The organism is Aquidulcibacter sp. (assembly GCF_020253525.1).
Lineage (GTDB): Bacteria > Pseudomonadota > Alphaproteobacteria > Caulobacterales > Aquidulcibacteraceae > Aquidulcibacter.
Map to the genome: position 1 here is coordinate 12,033 of NZ_JADCBK010000059.1, position 18,831 is coordinate 30,863.

An 18,831-nucleotide genomic window follows, 5' to 3' on the forward strand; every position below is an offset into this window, starting at 1 on the left:
CGACGCTAAAGGTCGCGCTTAACCACCAAAATTGCGGTTTTGGTGGCGTTTACCATTGGTTATCCAAATCATTTGAAGTCTGACACCCTCCATTTTAGACAAGCGAGGGGGTTAATATGGCTTCTACCGTCAACACCAATTTGGCAGCCTTGGGCGCCGTCCAGAATTTTAACACGGTTAATCGTGGCGTCGAACATGTCCAAAATCGCATCTCCACGGGCCTAAAGGCCAGTGGTGCCCGCGACGGGGCCGCCACCTTTGGCATTGCCCAGCAACAGCGGGCTGAAGCCAGCAGCCTGGAAGCGGTTACCACCAGCCTGAACCGGGCGGCCAGCATCGCCGATGTAGCCCTTGCGGCCGGCTCTGCGCTTTCAGATGTTCTCAAACAAATGCGGGAAAAGGCGGTTGCCGCCAGTGATCCCTCAATCTCAGACACAAGCCGCGCCGTCCATAATGCGGATTTCATTGCCTTACGCGACCAGATCGCCGGCATCATCGCCAATGCATCCTTTGACGGGCAGAATCTGTTGGCTGGGCCTGCCGGCAGCAGTGTCACCTTCTTGGCCAGCACCAATGGCTCCACCAGTCTTGACCTGCCCGTATTAGACTTAACCTTGCCCGCAAGCCCAGGCACAGTGGCAAGCCCCGCTACTGCCATGTATCTGGGAAGCAGCACAGCCCTGACCACCCCAACCAATAGTGCTGAAGCCGCAGCGCGGGTTAGCGCGAGCCTCGACTATCTCAATACAGAGCTTTCCCGTCTGGGGGCCGCCAGCAAAAAAATCGAAAATCAAGCCGTCTATTTCTCAAAATTGAAAGACAGCGTCACCGCCGGAATTGGGAAGATGGTGGATGCCGATTTGGCCTATGAAAGTGCGCAACTACAAGCCCTTCAAACGCGGCAGCAATTATCTGTTCAGGCCATGTCCTTGGCCAATCAGGCACCAAGGGCGATTTTGAATCTCTTGCGGGACACCTAAATCAGAGATAGTCTGATCCTCCGCTAAGCTGGGGAGTTTGGCTTTAGGTGCGACAGGAAAGGTAAGTCTGATGCTGATTTCCCTCACGATGCTTTTGGCCGCAAGCTTTGGACCAACTTCTGAACAAGCTGCCCCAACCAAGCCTGCCGATGCGAAGCCCGCTGTCAGCGACCCCTATGCGGGTCGGCCACGTGCGCGAATTTTGTCCTCCCGTCAGGTCCGCAACTTTGTGGTGCGACGCGAAGAAGGTAATGATCGCGTCGTCTATCTCGAAACAGCGCGCAATAACTGGTTCCGCGGGGAAATGGTCTGTCGGGGAGCTGGCGATCCGCGCGACGCCCTCTCGCTTGAGCCCGTCAATACGCGGATGGGGATAGATGACAATACAACTCTGATTTTTAGGGAAATTTCCTCTCAGTCCTCGGTCTGCACCCTCGTCAGCTTGGTCAATTTGACTGAGCAGGAAGCCCTCGATCTCAAGCTGATCCGGCCACCCAAGGCCAAGAAAGGCTAAAGCTCTTTCACCAAGGGCCTAAGTCAGGTTATGGAAGCAGTATGAAGAATCACTGTGTTCGTTTCCTGATCGCCTCCAGCCTCGTCATTGCGGCCTCCTGTGCACCCGCAGCCAAGACGACAGCCCCCGCAGCAGCTGCCCCACAGACCTTAAAGGTCACCGAGATTGCCAGCGGTCTGGGCTTTCCTTGGGGGGCGGCCGTTCTGCCCGATGGGTCCATTCTGGTGACAGAGCGCGATGGCCGCTTGCGGCTTATTCGCGATGGCAAATTGGTTGAGGCACCGATCACGGGTGTGCCTGCGGTGTTGAACGATGGGCAAGGCGGTCTGTTTGATGTAGCGCTGCACCCGGATTTTGCGACCAATCGTTTGGTCTATCTCTCCTTTGCCAAGGGAACGAAATCATCCAACCATACGGCGGTGATACGCGGCACATTTGACGGCACGGCGCTGACCAATGTTGAGCCAGTGTTTGACGCCGTGCCCGAGCGTGAGACCCAAGCCCATTTTGGTGGCCGTTTGTTGTTCCTGCCCGACAAGACGCTGATTGTGACCTTGGGCGATGGCTATAAATATCGCGATAAGGCGCAAGATTTGTCGAGCGATTTGGGCAAGATCGTGCGCATCACCGATACAGGTGCCCCTGCCCCCGGCAATCCATTTATCGGCCAAGCGGGCAAACGGGCTGAAATCTATTCCTATGGCCACCGCAATGTCCAAGGCATTGCGCGCGATCCCGCCAGCGGCACTCTTTATGCCCACGAACATGGCCCAAAGGGGGGTGATGAGGTCAATGTCCTCCAGCCCGGCAAGAATTACGGTTGGCCCGTCATTACCTATGGCGTGGATTATTCTGGTGCCCCCATCAGCTTGGAAAGCAAGCGCGAAGGGATGGAACAACCGCTGGTCTATTGGGTGCCCTCCATCGCCCCATCCAGCATGGTATTTTATACCGGCGACCTATTCCCGCAATGGAAGGGTGACCTGCTTGTCACCGCTTTGGCGGGTCAACAAATCCGCCGTATCGACCTCGAAAACGGGGCTGTGAAAGCCCAAGAGACCCTGCTGACTGAGCGGGAAGAGCGGTATCGCGCCATGGTACAAGCGCCAGATGGGAGCTTGATCGTCCTCACCGATGATCCCGAAGGCAAAGTGTTGCGCCTAAGCCCGAACTAATCATGACGTCGATTGCCACCCAAGAAGTCCTCGCGTTTGCCCATGAGCTGGCCGACGTGGCCCGTGCCGCAATCCTTCCCTATTTCCGGGCGGCGGCTGCCATTGAAAACAAGGCCGAGACGGGCTTTGATCCTGTCACGGCGGCTGACAAGGCCGCTGAAGAGGCGATGCGAGCGAAAATCCGCGCCGAACGACCCCACGATAGTATTGTTGGGGAAGAGTTTGACGATCATGACGGCAGTTCTGGCTGGACTTGGGTCTTAGACCCAATTGATGGCACGCGCGCCTTCATTGCCGGAACCACGACTTGGGGCGTGCTGATTGGTGCGCGGTTTGAGGATAAGCCCTTAGTCGGCATTATGGACCAACCCTTTGCCGATGAACGCTGGGCCGCCAATCCGGATCGGGGTTTTTGGTCGCGCGGGCGGGCACGTTTCCCCCTGATGACGCGCAAGAATATAGCCCTTGATCAAGCGCTGATGGCCACAACCGATCCCTTCCTGTTTCAGGGGCCCCAGCATGACGCCTTTTTGGCGTTACGGGCGGCAACCCGCCTCACCCGCTATGGCCTCGACTGCACGGCCTATGCCTTGTTAGCGCACGGCCATATTGATCTGGTGGTGGAGCCTGGCCTGAAAGATGTCGATATTGCCGCCCTCATCCCCATTATTGAGGCGGCAGGCGGTGTTGTCACCGACTGGCAGGGCCGTCATCACCCCAAGGGTGGCGATATCATCGCAGCAGGCTGCCCTGCCCTTCACGCCAAGGCCCTGGCCTTTGTGGCAGGGAAGTAGCGCCCGCCCCTTAGGTTTTGACGCTATTCTGCCAGTCGACAATCACAGAATCGAGCACGTCGAGGGGCAGTGGCCCGGGCAGCAAGACTTGGTCGTGGAACGCCTTGATATCGAACTTGTCGCCCAGCTTGGTTTTCGCGTCCGCACGCAAGCGGATCAGATTGGTTTTGCCGACCATATAGCTGCAGGCTTGACCCGGCCAAACGCAATAACGCTCAACTTCGGTCACAATGCTATCGCGCGTGTCGCCCGTGGCTTCGACCATATAGTCAACAGCCTGTTCTTTCGTCCATTTTTTAGAATGGAGACCGGTATCAACCACGAGGCGGGCGGCCCGGAAGGCTGCCGACTGGGCATAGCCTAAGCGGCCAGCAATATCGTTTTCATAGAGACCCATCTCGTCGGCCAATTGCTCTGCATAGAGGGCCCAGCCTTCGCCATAGGCACCAAACCACAACATTTTAGAGCGCAGGAATGGTAGGCCTTGGGCCTCTTGAGCCAAGGAAATCTGCAAATGATGGCCGGGCTGGGCCTCATGATAGGTTAAAGTCGGCAAGGACCATTTTGGCCAAGCCGCGGTATCGCGCAAATTGATATAATAGGCACCCGGGCGCGACCCGTCTGGCGCGGGCGACTGATAATAGCCACCGGGGGCACCTGCTTCGGTATAGGCCGGCACGCGCTTGACCTCGCAATCAGCCTTGGCCAGTGTGGCAAAGACCTCTGGCAGGCGCTTCTTCAGGTCCGCCATTTGCTTGTTCAAATCTGCCAGCAATTGTTCTTTGCCAGCATCGGTATTGGGGTAGAGATATTTCGGATCCTTGGCCAAAGCGCTCATCCGTTCGGCCACGCTGCCTTGGGTCATGCCAAGCTTCTTTAGGCCCTCATCCATTTGCGACCCGAAAGAGCGCACCAGATCGCGGCCCAATTCATGGATCTCATTGGGCGACATTTTGGTGGTGGTCCAATAGCCCGTTGCCGCTTGATAATAGGCATCGCCCTGCGGCAATTTCCACACCCCGGCATCGGCGGTCGATTTGGTGCGCAGCTCTTCCATCAAGGCAATTTGGGCCTGATAGGCGGGCAGGACTTTCTCGGCAACTAATTTGGTGGCGGCTGCGCCCAATTGATCGCTATCGAGACCCGATTCCTTCGCCTTGCGAACCAAGCCGGATACCAAGACGGTTTCAGCGGCAGGGATTTTTGCAAAGGTGCGCAATTGGCCAAGGGCCCGGTCGATGATGAAATTGGGCGGGATTACGCCTTTGGCCGCATCGGCTTTTACGCGCTCAACCTCATGACCCATTTGTCCGGCGAAACCCTCAACCCGGGCAAGCCAAGCATCTGCATCATCCTTGGTTTTGACCACATGCTGGCTGTCCAGAAAGTCGGGTATGCCGACATAGCTGCCGGTCAATTGCGATAGAATATAGGGATTGGGCGAGCCATAACCGGCCGTACCATAGCCCATGGGCGCGGCAGCAGCGGCATAACGGGTGGATGACAAGACCACCGCATGGGTAAGCTTATCCGCTGGATTTAGACTGTCTGGCTTAATGGCCTCTAGGTCCTTGATCCAGCCAGCCACCCATTGATTGCGGGCAGCTTCTGCCGCGGCCGACATGTCGGTCACCCGGCCCTTATAGGGCCCGCCAGCCAAGGCTTCTGGTACGGTTAGGCTGGTTGCATATTCTGGCGAGTCTTTCAGCATGGCCGTGGTGATAGAATCGATCACCGCTTTCAGGTCTGGATTGGCGGCCGTCTTGTCCGCACAGCCCCACAAAAACGCCGTGGCCCCAATTGCCCCCGTGCCCAAAAGGGCATCCCGCCGCGTTAGCTTCATCTCGCTTACCCTCTTAATTGGTGCCGCCCTTAGGCAGCCAGCACGCATTTGCCATTCTTGATCACAACTACGTCGCGCGATTTCACGCGCGCTTCAAACGAGACCACATTGCCATCGCGCCACAACTGAACGCTGACGGTCTCGCCGGGGAAAACGGGCGATGAAAAGCGCACATCATGGCTCAAAATCAGGCTGGGATCATTGCCGCAATAGGCCGACAACACCGCCCGGCAGGTCAGACCATAGGTGCACAATCCATGCAGGATCGGACGGGGGAAGCCCACCATTTTGGCAAAATCGGGGTCGGCATGCAGCGGGTTCCTGTCGCCTGACAAGCGGTAGATCAAAGCTTGATCTGGGCTGGTTGGGATATCAACTTCCATATCCGGCGCGCGGTCTGGAATGGGGTGGGTTTCTGGGCCCCCTTCGCTAGGTCCGCCAAAGCCGCCATCGGCGCGGGCAAAGATGGAGGAGGTCAGGGTGCACAGCGCGCTATTGTCCTTTTTATCGCGGATCACGGTCTCGCTAATCAGAACCGCACCTTTACCCGCCCCTTTATCCAAGCATTCAACAAAGCGGCTATCGGCCAAAATCGTGGCTGCGACGGGCAAGGGCTTGTGCATGGTTAGGCGCTGTTCGCCATGGACCACCATCGCATAATTAATGCCCGTATCGCCAACCCGGCCAGCACCCCAGGCAATAACGGTCGCCATGGTCGGGATGGTCTTCAAGCCATTTTCATAGACAAATGGCAGCTCTCCCTTATCCATCGGGTCGGCACCCATGCCAATGCCCAAGGCATAGAGCATGGTCTGTGTATCGCCATAGGAAAATTCTTGGTCCTTGGATGTCAGCGACATCACATGCTCATAATTGATCGCCATGGGTGTTCCTCCAGCTGTGCTATATTCGTTTGGCTTTTCAGCCATGTGACAGAATAAATCAGCGGGGCGCAAGGGGGCGCGCGTGGCCCCACTGCCTTAAGTCAAGCCGCGATCTCGCCCTAAACAGCGGCGACGGGATCGTGCTCTGCCACCCAGTGACCGGGTGCTACTTCCAGCAATTGCGGGCGATATTGGGGGCCATCGCCATCGACCAATTTCGACTTCATGAAGCGCAATTGGGCGCGCGGGTCCATGGGCGAAGGTAGGTCGCCTTCCAAGCGGATGCGCGGACGGGCCTTTTCCAGCTCTGGGTCCGGGATGGGCGCGGCCGAGATCAAGGCTTGGGTATAGGGGTGGCGTGGGTTCAGATAGATGGAATTGCGGTCTGCCGTTTCCACCACGCGGCCCAAATACATCACCATGATCCGGTGACTGACTTCGCGCACCACGGCCAAATCATGGCTGATAAACAGCATGGCGAGGCCAAATTCACGCTGCAAATCCAGAAGCAGATCAATAATTTGTGCGCGGATCGACACATCAAGGGCTGAAACCGCCTCGTCGCACACCACAAATTTGGGCCGCAAAATCATCGCGCGCGCGATGCCGACGCGCTGGTTCTGGCCGCCGGAAAACTCATGAGGATAGCGGTTGATCCAATCAGGATCGAGGCCCACCCGGTTCATCATATCCTTGACCATGGCATCGCGTTCCTGCTTGCCAATACCGGGCTTATGAACTTCGAGAGGTTCAGCGATTGACGCCCCAATCGTCATACGCGGATCAAGGCTTGCCAACGGGTCTTGGAACACAATGGTGAGGTCCTTGCGAGACGCGCGCAAATCATAGCGCGAGGCCTGTGTCACGCCTTTGCCAAGCCAAACCACTTCGCCCGCCGTGGTTGGCACCAAGCGCAAAACACCCCGCGCCAAGGTGGACTTACCACAGCCCGACTCCCCCACCACGCCGACAGTTTCGCCAGCCCGAATGGTCAAGTCGACCCCATCGACCGCGCGCAAAGGCTTGGTCTTGGGAAACAACCCACCAGAGACTTTTACGGGGAAATGGATTTGCAGATTCTTGGCTTCAACCAAAATGGGGTCGCTATCCTTTGGCGGGTCCGCCAAGGGCACACCCTTACGCTCTGGCCGATCTAGGCGCGGCACGGCGGCCAGCAATTTCTGCGTATAGGGATCTTTCGGGGCAGCGAAAATCTGGCGCACATCGCCGGTTTCGACATAAAGCCCCTTATTCATCACTTGGACCTTATCGGCCAAGCGCGCGACCACGCCCATATCATGGGTGACCAGCGCAATCGCAGCCCCCGTATCGCGCTTCAATTCATCCATCAGTTCCAGCACTTGCGCCTGCACCGTCACATCAAGAGCTGTGGTCGGTTCATCGGCGATCAAAAGGGCAGGCTCGCACAACATAGAGATGGCGATCATCACCCGTTGACGCATGCCACCGGAAAGTTCGTGGGGATATTGATTGAGCCTGCGTGCCGCTTCTGGAATGCGCACGCGCTCCAGCCAATCCACACAGCGCTTGGTTGCGGCCTCACCCTGCATATTCATGTGCAATTTCAGCACTTCATACATTTGCTCCCCCACTTTCATATGGGGGGTCAAAGAGGTTAGCGGGTCTTGGAAGATCATTGCCATTTGCTTGCCGCGAATGGCATTGAGTTCGGTAGGTTTCAGGCCAAGCAATTCTTGACCTTTGAATTTGATCGAGCCTGTGGCGACACCATTAGACGCTAATAGGCCCATGGTCGCCATAAAGGTTTGGCTCTTGCCTGATCCAGATTCGCCCACGACCGCGACGCATTCACCGGGCATAATGTCCAGATCAATGCCTTTTACCGCACGAACGGAACCATCAGGCGTTGAGAACGTCACAGAGAGGTCACGGACGGACAAAATCGGGCTGGACATAAGGGCGAGGTTCCTTGAAGAAACAATTTCGAAACTACGACTTAGCTTTGCATTTCCCTGCGGTCTATGTGTTCAAGCACATGTGACCACATTGCGGCGCACGGGCGGTGCCAATAAGGTCGCAAGAAACATCGTTTTGCTCAGGAAACACTCAATGGCCAGCCTTCCTTATTTGACCGATACCCGCTTTGATCATGGTGCTGTGAGCCAGACTGGTAAGGCGCTGCAAAGCTTAGGCGCAAGCCGTCCCCTGATTGTCACCGACCGCGGCATTGTCGCAGCTGGCCTGTTGCAGACCGTGCTCGACGCCCTAGGCAGCCCACCTGCTGCGGTGTTTGACGAGACGCCGGGCAACCCAACCGAAGCGGCCACACTGGCCGCTACCGCCCTCTATAAAGAAGCCGGCGCAGATTCGATCATCGCTTTAGGCGGTGGGTCGTCGATGGATTTGGCGAAAGGGGTTGGCCTATTGGTCAGTGGTGAGGGTCCCCTCGCCCGCTATGGTGCAGCCCAACGCGGTTCGCGCTTGATCGGGAAAATCCCACCGCTGATCGCTATTCCCACCACCTCGGGCACAGGCTCTGAAGTCTCGATTGGTGCGGTGATCGTGTTGGAATCTGGCATTAAAGAGCTTTTCGTTTCCAAGCATTTGATCCCTGCTATCGCCATTTGTGACCCCGATCTGACACTTGGCTTGCCACCGGGGCTGACTGCGGCAACCGGGATGGATGCCGTCACCCATTGTATTGAAAGCATCATGTCACCCGCGATTAATCCGCCGGGTGATGCGATTGCCGCTGATGGGATCGTGCGGGCTGTGCGCGATGGCATGCTGGCCCGCGCCGTCAAAGATGGCTCAGACAAGGAAGCACGCTGGCATATGATGATGGCCTCAACCGAAGGCGCTCTGGCCTTTGTAAAGGGCTTGGGCAGCGTCCATGCCCTCTCGCACGCTGCAGGTCGTCTCAAAAGCCCCAGCCTGCACCACGGCACGCTGAACGCCATTTTCTTGCCCCATGTGATGCGCTTTAACGCGGGCGTGCGCCCAGATGCCGAGGCCCGCATTCGCGACGCAATGGGCCTCAAGCCCCATGAAGACTTGGCCGACGCTTTGGCAAGCCTCAATCAAGCCTTGGGCATCCCGGCCAATCTCTCGGTTCTTGGCCTGTCCAACGACCATGCAGACGGCATTGTCGCCAATGCTTTGGTCGATATTGCCCATTTGTCTAACCCCAGGAAGGCCAGTGAAGCGGATTATCATGCTCTATTTGCTGCAGCCTTGAACGGCTAACGAAAGAGATTTGAACCATGGAAGCCATTTGGCTCTCAACCCTGATTGTCGTCATTGCCGAGATCGGGGACAAAACCCAATTGCTGGCCATTGTTCTGGCCTGCAAGTTCAATAAGCCGCTGCCCATCATCGCAGGGATTTTTGTTGCAACCCTTATCAATCACGCCATGGCGGCCAGTGTGGGTTTTGGCGTGGCGCAATTGATCTCCGGCAAATGGTTCCAAGTGGGCGTTGGTGTGGCCTTTATCGCCATGGCCGCGTGGGCGCTCATCCCCGACAAAGAGGATGAGGATGCAGGTGCCAAATCCCATGGTGGCGTGTTTGTGACCACCGTGATCGCCTTCTTCCTCGTGGAAATGGGCGACAAAACCCAAATCGCCACCTCGCTTCTGGCAGCAAGGTTTGAGAATATTACGCTGGTCACCATTGGTACGACTTTGGGCATGATGCTGGCCAATGTGCCGGCCGTCTATCTGGGCCAAGCCGCCACCAAAGTCGTGCCCCTCAATGTCGTGCGCATGATCGCTTCTGGCATTTTTGCCGCGATTGGTGTGTGGGTCGTGGTGGCGGCGCTGACGGCCACCTAGCCATCCAACAAAAAAGGCGACCCGCGATGGGTCGCCTTTTGGTTTGTCTGAGCTTTAAAAACGCTTAGGCGTTGCCGGCAACCACTTCTGGGGGTGCGTTGCGCAGGGTGCGTTGGATCAGCTTTTGCCAATGCAACAAAGACACCAGATGCGCATAGATCGCGCCCAAGCAGCCCTTTTGCTTTAGTTCCAACAGTTTTGCGGCTGGCAAAGCATTCAGCTTTTCTTCCGACACACCAATGTAATCGGCAACCTTCACAGGCTCACCCTGGCTGCCATCTGGATTGGTTGGCGTGAAGGTGACGCTCTTTTCTTCCAAGATGTCCATGGAAGTGATGACCTGCATGAATTCTTCCGTGGCACGGCGCTGACGCTCAAAGTCCTGCAAGAATTCCATCGCATTGTTGGTATAGGCCGTTGGCTGGCCATTTTCGAACAAAGGCAGGTCTGGGTTCTCGCCAATCATTTCGGCTTGCGTGTCGATGCACACCACGAAATTGTCGCCTTGCTGGTCGGCAGCAAAGACGAAGGGATAGCGGCGGATGAAGGCTGGGATATAGCCATCCAATTCCCAATTGCCGGTTGCGTCGACATAGAGGTTTTCACCCGAACGCGCCGACAAGACCGCCAATGGCGTCTTGCGGTCTGGGGCGAAGATGATGGGCAACGTCGTTGCAGCCATGCCGAATTCTTGCACCGTCAGAGGAACCACATGGGTGGTTTCAACAAAGCCAAACGGGCGTTCGATATTTTTCAGGCCCAGTTTGTTATGGGCTTCCAAAGACAAGGGCTCTGGATTTTTGTACAAAAGGACGTTGCCGGTAAGGGCAGGCGCGCCGGTTTGGGCGTCAGACATGGTGAGAAACTCCGTTAGGTCGCGGGCTTCTAGCGGTTTCTAAGCAAAAGGCCAACCTTGCTCTGCAATTGGCCTGTGTGGTGCGAGGGTGACAGGGGCGACAAGTGGGTTAGGGTGGCAATCAGCGCCCGCTAGTTCGTGTTGAGGAGGCCTGCATGTCCCATTCCCAAAAGATCAAAACAGGACTTTCTGGGCTTAGCATCATTGCTGGTGCGGTTGCTTGGATCAGCCCGGTGCAGGCGCAAGAAAATGTGCCCACCCCCAAAGCCATGGCAGAGTTTCGCGTGTGCTTGGCAAAGGCCAAACCCGGCACAGAATGTGGCCAGCCAGTCTATGATGCCTGCCAAGCCGCCCATGATCAGCCTGACACCACTTTATCAATCACCGAATGTACCATGACGACCCATAAGGCGTGGGACATCATCCTGAACGAACGCTATCGTGCCGTGATCGCTGCCTCGCCGCCCAATCTGAAACTGAAGCTGCAAAAAGCGCAACGGGCGTGGATTGTCAGCCGCGATGCAGACTGCGCCGCCGTGTATGAAGCCTATATCGACGGCACCATTCGTGGCCCGCTTTATGCGGGCTGCATGGTGGAAAAAACGTCTGAGCGCGTGCGCTGGCTGAAAGACATGGGCGAGGAGTAAGCTTACTTCCGTGCCCCGTCTGAGGCTTTACGGATCGCCTCAAACTCATCCCCCTTGGTCCATTGCGGCCAAGTCTTGGCATTGGCGACTTCCAGCATCAGGCTGCGGGTGGCGGTCAAATCCATCAAAGCGCCCGCAAAATCAAAGGCCGGATCATATTCATCCTGCGGCTTGTGATAGCGTTGATCAAACCATTCTTTCGTCGCCGCTTGACCTGCTTCTACCCCACCCTTGACCAAAGTCGTGCCGCTTGAAGGGAACATGGCAGGCACGCCTGCGCGCGCAAAGGGAAAATGGTCTGACCGATAGAAGAGGCCAAATTGCGGATTACGATCTGGCGCGAAGGTCCGGCCTTGGGCTGCCAAAATCGCCTTCATACTGGTATCTAGACTGGTCTTTCCTGCGCCTGGAAACTCCATCTCGGTCGTCGCACCCCGGTGGGCCAACATGTCGAGGGTGAAAGCGGCTGCGGTCTTCTCCAAAGGGAAGCGGGGATTATTGACATAATAGTCCGAACCCAAAAGCCCCTGCTCTTCTGCTGCCCAGGAGGCAAAGACGATAGAGCGCGCCGGGCGTGGCCCTTGGGCGATGGTGCGCGCAATCTCCAGCATGCCCGCCATGCCCGAGGCATTATCCATGGCACCATTATAGATTTTGTCGCCATTGATCGGCTCACGAATGCCCAAATGGTCGTGATGGGCACCGATCAGAACCGTCTCGTCCGGGCGGCTCGCCCCTTTCAGGACGCCCACCACATTGCGCGTCGCCACCGATTCCCGGGTCACGCCAATATCGATTGTGGCGGTTTGGTTGAGCGGCACGGGCTTAAAGCCCGGGGTGCGGGCAGCCTTCTTCAAGACTTCAAAATCAAGGCCCGACTTACGGAAAAGTTCCACCGCAACATCGCGCTGCATCCAGCCTTCAATGGCAGCCAGAGAAGCCCCACCATCCGGCCGTACAAAGTCAAAACGGGTGCCGTTCGAATTGCGAACCACACCCCAACCATAAGCGGCAGGCGCATCCTCATGAATGATCAAAACCCCAGCCGCACCGGCCTTTGCAGCTGCTTCAAACTTATAGGGCCAGCGGCCGTACCATTGCATGGCCTTGCCGCCGAACATGCCTGCGACCGCATCACCGGGCACCGCCTCAAAATCGGGGTCATTAATCAAAACAAGGGCGATTTTGCCTTCCCAATTGACGCCTGCGAAATCATCCCAATTCTTCTCGGGCGCTTTGACGCCATAACCAGCAAACACCAAGGGCGCGTCGACCAAATTATACGAACTACCATCAGCCTTGCGGCTGATCATCATAAGGTCCTTGCCCTGATACCAAATCTCATCCTCAACCGCGAACGTGCCACGCGGCGCGGTGGTAAAGCGATTGAGCTCAAAATTCTGAAACCATGTGCCATTATCGCCTGCCGGATCTAAACCAAGGGCAGCCATCGCACCGGCCACATAGGTGGTAGCCATATCATCGCCACGCGTGCCGGGGCTGCGGCCTTCAAAGAAATCGTCGGCAAGGGTTTTGATATGGGTGCGCAAGCGGGCATCATCGATGGCCGGATACGAGGCTAGCTGGCCCGCCTTGGCGGTCTTTGAACCTGACTGCCCCGATTGGGCTTGCGCAAATTGGGTGGCCACCGCACCCGCAGCAACCAGGGCAACCAAAGCGGTGCCAGCTATCCATTTTTTCATAAGTACTCCTTAGACCGCGGTTGCGCCGCCATCGATGACGAAGGTCTGCCCCGTTGTGAAGCCACCCGCGCGTGAGGCCAAAAAGACGGCCATGCCGGCAATCTCATCGGGTTCGCCAATGCGCTTTAAGCAAGAATGGGTGGTGGCCTGTTTCAAGGTCGCAGGGTCTTCCCACAAGGCGCGTGCAAAGTCGGTTTTGATGAGGCCCGGCGCGATGCAATTCACCGTCACGCCATCTGGGCCATATTCCAGCGCCAAGTTACGCGCCAATTGCATGTCGGCCGCTTTCGAGATGTTGTAGGCACCAATAATATTGGTCGCTTTCAAGCCACCGATGGACGAAATAATGGTGATATTGCCCGATTTACGGGCCACCATTTGCGGGGCAACCATCGAGATCAGCCAATGGTTAGAGATGATGTTGTTTTGCAAAATCTTGGCAAACACATCGTCCGCAATCCCAGCCATCGGGCCATAATAGGGGTTAGAAGCGGCATTGCAGACCACAATGTCGATCTGGCCAAAACGCGCATTGGTTTGATCCACCAAGCGCTGCAGGTCTTCTTTCGACGAGATATTGGCAGGCACTGCCAAGGCGCGGCTGTCGCCATGCTTAGCATTAATCGCATTGGCGACATCCTCACAGGGGCCAGCTTTGCGCGAAGAGACGACGACATTGGCCCCATGATCGGCCATTTGCTCGACAATGGCTTTGCCAATCCCGCGCGATGAACCTGTGACAATGGCTGTCTTGCCGCTGAGGTCAAAAATAGTAGTCATTAGGCTTCCCCCTGAAAATCTTGTTTAAACCCGGCATCTGATGTGCTGGCTGAGGTTCTGCCACGGGTTTGAAGCAGGCGAAAGGGGGCGATTAAGCCTTCGGCCGTTCGCCAACAGCGCCAAACACCTGGCCTGCTTTAACCGTGGGTGCCGTCCAGCTTGTCGAGCCGGGCTTGCATGGCGGCCATCTGGGCCCGCATGGCCATCAGTTCTTCCGAAGCGTCTGATTTTACTGCTGCCTTGCCATTGGGTCGCAGGGCGGTTGGCACCACAACACCGGTAAAGGCCTTCGCCGCTTCGGCCATCATCGACATATTGGTGCGAACAGCTTGCTGGAATAATTCCACAGGGCCAGACAGATCAAAGCCCCCATTGAGCGATTTTGAGAAATGCTCGCGGCTGTCGGTAAAGCTTTTCATGGCTAGATCGAGATAGGAAGGCAAAAAGCCCTGAACGCTATCGCCATACGAGCGGATGATGTCGCGCAAGAAACCGACGGGCAACAAATTATTGCCCGAGCTTTCAGCCTCCAGAATAATCTGGGTCAGGATCGAGCGGGTAATATCGTCGCCGGACTTGGCGTCAAACACAACAAAATCAACCCCATCACGGACCATCTGGGCCAAATGATCCAAAGTGACATAGGCCGAAGTGGCGGTGTTATAGAGCCGCCGATTGGCGTATTTCTTGATCGTCACCACGGGATTTGCCTGTGTGCTGTCGGCCAAATGGGGCTCCTTTTCGCTGCGAATTGCGCGCTTTTGCCTAGTTTCGCCGCTGTTCTTCGCAGATGCAAGACAATTGGGCAGGTGCGAAACGCAGGTTGCAAACACGAGATGGTGAAGGACCCATCCAACCCACCTCCTCCCACAGCCCCTCTCGCCTGTGCGACCAGTGGCCGCACAAGCTCAAACAAATCGCCCAGCTGGTCGGTTTACGATTGACGCCAACCTATTCTTACGCAAGACAGGGCCAAACATTGCTGGGAAAGGCATACGCACATGAGCACTTCTTCTTCCGACATCGTGATCGTCTCGGCGGCACGCACGCCCATCGGCTCATTCTCTGGCGCATTTGCGACCGTTGAGGCACATGAATTGGGCAAGACCGCCATTGAAGCCGCTTTGGCACGCGCAGGTGTTGCCGGTGAAGAAGTCTCTGAGCTGATCTTCGGCCAAGTCTTGACCGCTGGCAAAGGCCAAAACCCAGCCCGCCAAGCCAGCCGCGCTGCCGGTATCTCAGACGCAGCACCGGCTTGGTTGGTCAACCAAGTGTGCGGTTCGGGTCTGCGCACCGTGGCTTTGGCCGCGCAACAAATCATGACTGGCAGTGCCGATATCGTCGTGGCAGGCGGCCAAGAAAGCATGAGCTTGTCGGCCCATGCCGCTTACATGCGGGCGGGCACGAAAATGGGGGACTTGGGCCTCGTCGACACCATGATCCGCGACGGCCTGACCGATGCCTTCTTCTCCTATCATATGGGGATCACGGCCGAAAATGTTGCCGAGAAGTGGCAGATCACCCGCGAAGAGCAAGACCAATTTGCGACCGCCAGCCAGAATAAGGCCGAAGCCGCCCAAGCCGCTGGCCGCTTTGACGCCGAAATCGCCGCCGTCACCGTCAAAGGACGCAAGGGCGATGTGACGGTCGATAAGGACGAATATATCCGCAAAGGCGCGACGATGGAGGCCGCACAAGCCTTGCGCCCCGCCTTTAAAAAGGACGGCACCGTCACGGCCGGCAACGCCTCAGGCATTAATGATGGCGCGGCGGCTTTGGTGGTTATGAGCGCGGCAGAGGCAGCCAAGCGCGGCCTGACGCCGCTTGCCCGGATCGCGTCCTTCGCGACAGCAGGTGTTGATCCCTCCATCATGGGTACGGGGCCAATCCCTGCTTCGAAGCGGGCTTTGGAAAAAGCAGGCTGGAAGCCCGCCGATCTGGATCTGATTGAGGCAAACGAGGCCTTTGCCGCCCAAGCTATCGCGGTTAATCGCGACATGGGTTGGGATACAAGCAAGGTGAACGTCAATGGTGGCGCGATTGCTTTGGGCCACCCAATTGGGGCTTCGGGTGCCCGGGTGCTGGTGACCCTCTTGCATGAAATGGCCGCCCGCGACGTCAAACGCGGCTTGGCAACCCTGTGCATCGGGGGCGGCATGGGTGTCGCGCTATGTGTGGAGCGGTAAGGAGTTCCTCCAATGTCATCCCCGCCAAAGAGCAGCGGAGGGCGAGGACCTCAGGGGACTTTGCGGCACAAGGTCCCGGATCGGCTTCGCCGTCCGGGATGACATTGCTGAGAGTAGTTTTCTTCTAGAAGTCTTTGGTGCAGGCCATGCCCGCACCAAAGGCCAGCCTCGATTGTTTGTGGGCGATTTGGCGGGTCAAGTCCGCTTCGCGCCGCTACGCGGCAGATTTCCAAAGGAAATCTGGACTTGACGCGACAAATCGCCCGCTAACGCTATTAAAGGCGGTTTGGTGGACCAAAGGGATCACCAAAGCGCTTCTAGATAGACTGCCACCCCCAAATAATTTTTATTGCGAAGCACTTGCAACTAGGGCCAAGATGGTCTATCTAAGAATGACTCTCAGAAGCAAGAATGGGTGAAGCCTGATGTATGTTTGCAATTGCAACGGAATTCGCGAAAAAGCGGTCCAAGAAGCAATTGCGGCCGGTGCTGGGCGTCCTTGCGATGTTTTTCACGCCCATAAATGCCGTGCCCAATGCGGTCGGTGTGTCCCCGAGATGCAAGAGATGATCGAGCGTCAGACCCAACAATTCAAAGTGGCCGCTGAATAAAGTCTGCCTTGTCGAATCCGACAGGAAGCCTATAGTGGCACATAAATGAGGAGCCTCCCATGCAAGCCGCAGAGGGCGTCATCGCGCGCCTAAATACCATCCTGACCAATGAGTTGACCGCCATCAACCAATATTTCTTGCATGCCCGCATGTATAAGAATTGGGGGCTGACCAAGCTGGGCGACATCACCTATAAAGAGTCGATTGGCGAGATGAAGCACGCCGATTATCTGATTGAGCGCATCCTAATGCTCGATGGCCTGCCCAATATGCAGGGCATGCATAAATTGAAATTGGGCGAAAATGTTCCCGAATGCTTGGCCGCAGACCTTGCGGTGGAATATCGCGGCCAAGGCCAAATGAAGGATGCGATTGAGCATTTTGAGAAGGTCCGCGATTATGTGTCGCGCGATATTGTCGCCAAAATCCTCGAAGACACTGAGGAGCATATCGACTTCCTTGAGACCCAATTACAATTGATCGAACAATTGGGCATTCAAAACTATCTCCAAACGGCCATGGGCCCCATCGAAGGCTAAGCGGTTTGGACGCGGTCGCCCCTTCTATCCGACAGGTCGGCCGCGTCCTCATTCGCAATCAAGCAGGCGAGGTCTTTTTATTGCGCGGTAAAGACCCGGGCGAGCCGGATCGGCCTGCTTTCTGGTTTACCCCGGGCGGCAAGATTGATCCGGGCGAAACCGCGCAAGAAGCAGCCGCACGCGAGCTTCAAGAAGAAGTCGGCATTTTGATTGACCCTGCCGCCCTCGGCGACGTGATTGGCACCGAAGATGTGACCTATCGCTTCAATGGCATCAGCTATCGCCAAAGCGGGGTTTTCTTTGCGCTCCACCACGAGAGCCCGCGTCTACACGCAGCAGGCCTCAACGCACTTGAAGCCCAAACCATTGATATCGGCCGATGGTGGTCTTTAGCCGAAATCCAAGCGACACGTGAAACCATTTACCCCGAACATCTGGGTGAGATGTTGGCAGGGCTTACCCCCTAGACCACGCGGTTCTCCAACGGTTGGCCTTGATAGACGCGGATCAGATTGCCAATGGCCGCGCGAACAGCTTCTTGCACGCTTTCCCGCGTGCGGCCCGCGACATGGGGGGTGAGGACGACATTGGGCAGATCGGCCCAGAGTTTCGGGTCAGTCGGTTCATTCTCGAACACATCAAGGCCCGCGCCCAAAATCTTCCGCTCGCGCAGGGCTGTCAAAAGGGCCGCTTCATCGACCACGCCGCCGCGTGCAACATTGATCAAAACGCCCTCTGTGCCGAGCGCATCAAGAACCTCGGCTGAGATGACTTTGCGGGTTGCGTCCGTCAACGGGCAGGCAAGCATCAAAATGTCAGACTTCTTGGCCAGGTCCAAAACCGTCTCAACCCGCGGCCACACAAGCTCTGGCTTTGGGTTTGGCCCTGCCCAGATGATTTTCAGACCAAAGGCCTCGGCGCGCACGGCAATGGCTTGGCCAATCGCGCCCATACCGAGGATTCCTAACGTGCGACCCCGCAACCGATAGCGCGGCGCGTGGGTCAGCGCATCGGCCCACTCCCCACGGCGGACAAGGCCGTCCAGCTCGATAATATTGCGCTCACCGGCAATCAACAGGCCCAAGGCCAGGTCGGCCACATCATCGGTATTGATACCGGGCGAGTTGCATACCGAAATCCCAACGGCCTTTGCAGCCACCAGATCAACGCCATCAACGCCAACGCCTGCGGCAATCACCGCCTCAAGCTTTGGGAAAAGCGGGAACAGGGCAGCTTCGGTCTTCTTGCCACCGATACATGCAAAAGCGCGCACCTCGGCGCCGGGACCAGCGGCAAAGGCGGCAATATCTTCAATCTCCCACAGCCGCGCACAGGGCGCGATGTTTTCAAGAAGCGGCTGGGCGAGGACGAGTTCGGGGTGAATAATCAGGATCATGGCAAGCCTTGTGGAAGGCTTGGGGCAGAGATGCAAGGGGGTGTACATCCCCAAATGGGTCAACGCGATTTGGTGATCCTTCCAGCAGACCAAAATGGGTCCAGATGA

Annotated in this window: 19 protein-coding genes; 11 read left to right on the plus strand and 8 right to left on the minus strand. The window is 56.8% G+C overall.

All coding sequences use genetic code 11. The features are described 5' to 3' along the window. Positions 1–116: 116 nt before the first annotated feature. From IOB61_RS07865 to hisN, 4 genes are all read left to right on the plus strand, one after another. Entirely contained in the window at positions 117–980 is an 864-nt protein-coding gene (locus IOB61_RS07865; protein ID WP_290814756.1) for a flagellin, read from the plus strand. Positions 981–1,050: 70 nt separating this feature from the next. Then, positions 1,051–1,494: a hypothetical protein gene (locus tag IOB61_RS07870; protein WP_290814757.1), complete on the plus strand. Its 444-nt coding sequence runs from the start codon at positions 1,051–1,053 to the stop codon at positions 1,492–1,494. Positions 1,495–1,535: 41 nt separating this feature from the next. After that, a complete protein-coding gene (locus IOB61_RS07875) occupies positions 1,536–2,669 on the plus strand; it encodes a PQQ-dependent sugar dehydrogenase (protein WP_290814760.1) in 1,134 nt (377 codons plus the stop codon). Positions 2,670–2,671: 2 nt separating this feature from the next. Then, entirely contained in the window at positions 2,672–3,463 is a 792-nt protein-coding gene (hisN, locus tag IOB61_RS07880; protein WP_290814763.1) for a histidinol-phosphatase, read from the plus strand. A 10-nt stretch (positions 3,464–3,473) separates the two neighbouring features. On the opposite strand, the gene IOB61_RS07885 is transcribed toward hisN, so the two are convergent. From IOB61_RS07885 to IOB61_RS07895, 3 genes are all read right to left on the minus strand, one after another. Further along, positions 3,474–5,306 (minus strand): DUF885 family protein, encoded by a 1,833-nt coding sequence (locus IOB61_RS07885; RefSeq protein ID WP_290814766.1) that lies wholly within the window; start codon positions 5,304–5,306, stop codon positions 3,474–3,476. Between the two features lie 29 nt (positions 5,307–5,335). Then, a complete protein-coding gene (locus tag IOB61_RS07890; protein WP_290814768.1) occupies positions 5,336–6,190 on the minus strand; it encodes a MaoC family dehydratase in 855 nt (284 codons plus the stop codon). A gap of 119 nt (positions 6,191–6,309) precedes the next feature. Beyond that, the gene (locus tag IOB61_RS07895; protein ID WP_290814771.1) at positions 6,310–8,127 is read right to left on the minus strand and encodes a dipeptide ABC transporter ATP-binding protein; all 1,818 of its coding nucleotides are present in this window, start codon (positions 8,125–8,127) and stop codon (positions 6,310–6,312) included. A 154-nt stretch (positions 8,128–8,281) separates the two neighbouring features. Here IOB61_RS07895 and IOB61_RS07900 point away from each other — a divergent pair, with 154 nt between their 5' ends. Next, positions 8,282–9,418, plus strand: a complete 1,137-nt coding sequence (locus IOB61_RS07900) for an iron-containing alcohol dehydrogenase (RefSeq protein WP_290814774.1) — start codon at positions 8,282–8,284, stop codon at positions 9,416–9,418. Positions 9,419–9,435: 17 nt separating this feature from the next. Continuing rightward, positions 9,436–10,005, plus strand: a complete 570-nt coding sequence (locus tag IOB61_RS07905; RefSeq protein WP_290814777.1) for a TMEM165/GDT1 family protein — start codon at positions 9,436–9,438, stop codon at positions 10,003–10,005. Positions 10,006–10,069: 64 nt separating this feature from the next. On the opposite strand, the gene IOB61_RS07910 is transcribed toward IOB61_RS07905, so the two are convergent. Then, positions 10,070–10,861 (minus strand): SapC family protein, encoded by a 792-nt coding sequence (locus tag IOB61_RS07910; RefSeq protein WP_085339032.1) that lies wholly within the window; start codon positions 10,859–10,861, stop codon positions 10,070–10,072. 155 nt (positions 10,862–11,016) lie between these two features. On the opposite strand from IOB61_RS07910, the gene IOB61_RS07915 reads away from it, so the two are divergent. Further along, entirely contained in the window at positions 11,017–11,508 is a 492-nt protein-coding gene (locus IOB61_RS07915) for a lysozyme inhibitor LprI family protein (RefSeq protein ID WP_290814782.1), read from the plus strand. A gap of 2 nt (positions 11,509–11,510) precedes the next feature. Here IOB61_RS07915 and IOB61_RS07920 read toward each other — a convergent pair whose 3' ends face one another. From IOB61_RS07920 to phaR, 3 genes are all read right to left on the minus strand, one after another. After that, positions 11,511–13,211 (minus strand): M28 family peptidase, encoded by a 1,701-nt coding sequence (locus IOB61_RS07920; protein ID WP_290814785.1) that lies wholly within the window; start codon positions 13,209–13,211, stop codon positions 11,511–11,513. Between the two features lie 9 nt (positions 13,212–13,220). Next, complete coding sequence (locus IOB61_RS07925) at positions 13,221–13,991, minus strand: SDR family NAD(P)-dependent oxidoreductase (RefSeq protein ID WP_290814788.1); 771 nt, start codon at positions 13,989–13,991, stop codon at positions 13,221–13,223. Positions 13,992–14,128: 137 nt separating this feature from the next. Then, positions 14,129–14,719: a polyhydroxyalkanoate synthesis repressor PhaR gene (gene phaR, locus IOB61_RS07930; RefSeq protein ID WP_290814790.1), complete on the minus strand. Its 591-nt coding sequence runs from the start codon at positions 14,717–14,719 to the stop codon at positions 14,129–14,131. A gap of 273 nt (positions 14,720–14,992) precedes the next feature. On the opposite strand from phaR, the gene IOB61_RS07935 reads away from it, so the two are divergent. From IOB61_RS07935 to IOB61_RS07950, 4 genes are all read left to right on the plus strand, one after another. Then, positions 14,993–16,177 carry an acetyl-CoA C-acetyltransferase gene (locus IOB61_RS07935; protein WP_290814793.1) on the plus strand — a complete coding sequence of 395 codons (1,185 nt, stop codon included), beginning with the start codon at positions 14,993–14,995 and terminating at the stop codon, positions 16,175–16,177. A 425-nt stretch (positions 16,178–16,602) separates the two neighbouring features. After that, a complete protein-coding gene (locus IOB61_RS07940) occupies positions 16,603–16,788 on the plus strand; it encodes a (2Fe-2S)-binding protein (RefSeq protein ID WP_290814796.1) in 186 nt (61 codons plus the stop codon). Positions 16,789–16,847: 59 nt separating this feature from the next. After that, the gene (gene bfr / locus IOB61_RS07945; RefSeq protein WP_290814799.1) at positions 16,848–17,327 is read left to right on the plus strand and encodes a bacterioferritin; all 480 of its coding nucleotides are present in this window, start codon (positions 16,848–16,850) and stop codon (positions 17,325–17,327) included. A gap of 5 nt (positions 17,328–17,332) precedes the next feature. Next, positions 17,333–17,794, plus strand: a complete 462-nt coding sequence (locus IOB61_RS07950) for an NUDIX domain-containing protein (protein ID WP_290814802.1) — start codon at positions 17,333–17,335, stop codon at positions 17,792–17,794. Here IOB61_RS07950 and IOB61_RS07955 read toward each other — a convergent pair. Continuing rightward, the coding region (locus tag IOB61_RS07955; protein ID WP_290814805.1) for a 2-hydroxyacid dehydrogenase at positions 17,791–18,831 on the minus strand (1,041 nt) is incomplete at its 5' end. The two genes, IOB61_RS07950 and IOB61_RS07955, sit on opposite strands and share 4 nt — an antisense overlap.

Bases quoted from the DNA above. Each gene is read 5' to 3' on its own strand.
- IOB61_RS07925 (WP_290814788.1), bottom strand. From the start codon at position 13,991: ATGACTACTATTTTTGACCTCAGCGGCAAGACAGCCATTGTCACAGGT.
- IOB61_RS07865 (WP_290814756.1), top strand. From the start codon at position 117: ATGGCTTCTACCGTCAACACCAATTTGGCAGCCTTGGGCGCCGTCCAG.
- IOB61_RS07935 (WP_290814793.1), top strand. From the start codon at position 14,993: ATGAGCACTTCTTCTTCCGACATCGTGATCGTCTCGGCGGCACGCACG.
- IOB61_RS07915 (WP_290814782.1), top strand. From the start codon at position 11,017: ATGTCCCATTCCCAAAAGATCAAAACAGGACTTTCTGGGCTTAGCATC.
- IOB61_RS07905 (WP_290814777.1), top strand. From the start codon at position 9,436: ATGGAAGCCATTTGGCTCTCAACCCTGATTGTCGTCATTGCCGAGATC.
- IOB61_RS07875 (WP_290814760.1), top strand. From the start codon at position 1,536: ATGAAGAATCACTGTGTTCGTTTCCTGATCGCCTCCAGCCTCGTCATT.
- IOB61_RS07895 (WP_290814771.1), bottom strand. From the start codon at position 8,127: ATGTCCAGCCCGATTTTGTCCGTCCGTGACCTCTCTGTGACGTTCTCA.
- IOB61_RS07870 (WP_290814757.1), top strand. From the start codon at position 1,051: ATGCTGATTTCCCTCACGATGCTTTTGGCCGCAAGCTTTGGACCAACT.
- IOB61_RS07900 (WP_290814774.1), top strand. From the start codon at position 8,282: ATGGCCAGCCTTCCTTATTTGACCGATACCCGCTTTGATCATGGTGCT.
- IOB61_RS07890 (WP_290814768.1), bottom strand. From the start codon at position 6,190: ATGGCGATCAATTATGAGCATGTGATGTCGCTGACATCCAAGGACCAA.
- hisN (WP_290814763.1), top strand. From the start codon at position 2,672: ATGACGTCGATTGCCACCCAAGAAGTCCTCGCGTTTGCCCATGAGCTG.
- bfr (WP_290814799.1), top strand. From the start codon at position 16,848: ATGCAAGCCGCAGAGGGCGTCATCGCGCGCCTAAATACCATCCTGACC.
- IOB61_RS07885 (WP_290814766.1), bottom strand. From the start codon at position 5,306: ATGAAGCTAACGCGGCGGGATGCCCTTTTGGGCACGGGGGCAATTGGG.
- IOB61_RS07910 (WP_085339032.1), bottom strand. From the start codon at position 10,861: ATGTCTGACGCCCAAACCGGCGCGCCTGCCCTTACCGGCAACGTCCTT.
- IOB61_RS07920 (WP_290814785.1), bottom strand. From the start codon at position 13,211: ATGAAAAAATGGATAGCTGGCACCGCTTTGGTTGCCCTGGTTGCTGCG.
- IOB61_RS07940 (WP_290814796.1), top strand. From the start codon at position 16,603: ATGTATGTTTGCAATTGCAACGGAATTCGCGAAAAAGCGGTCCAAGAA.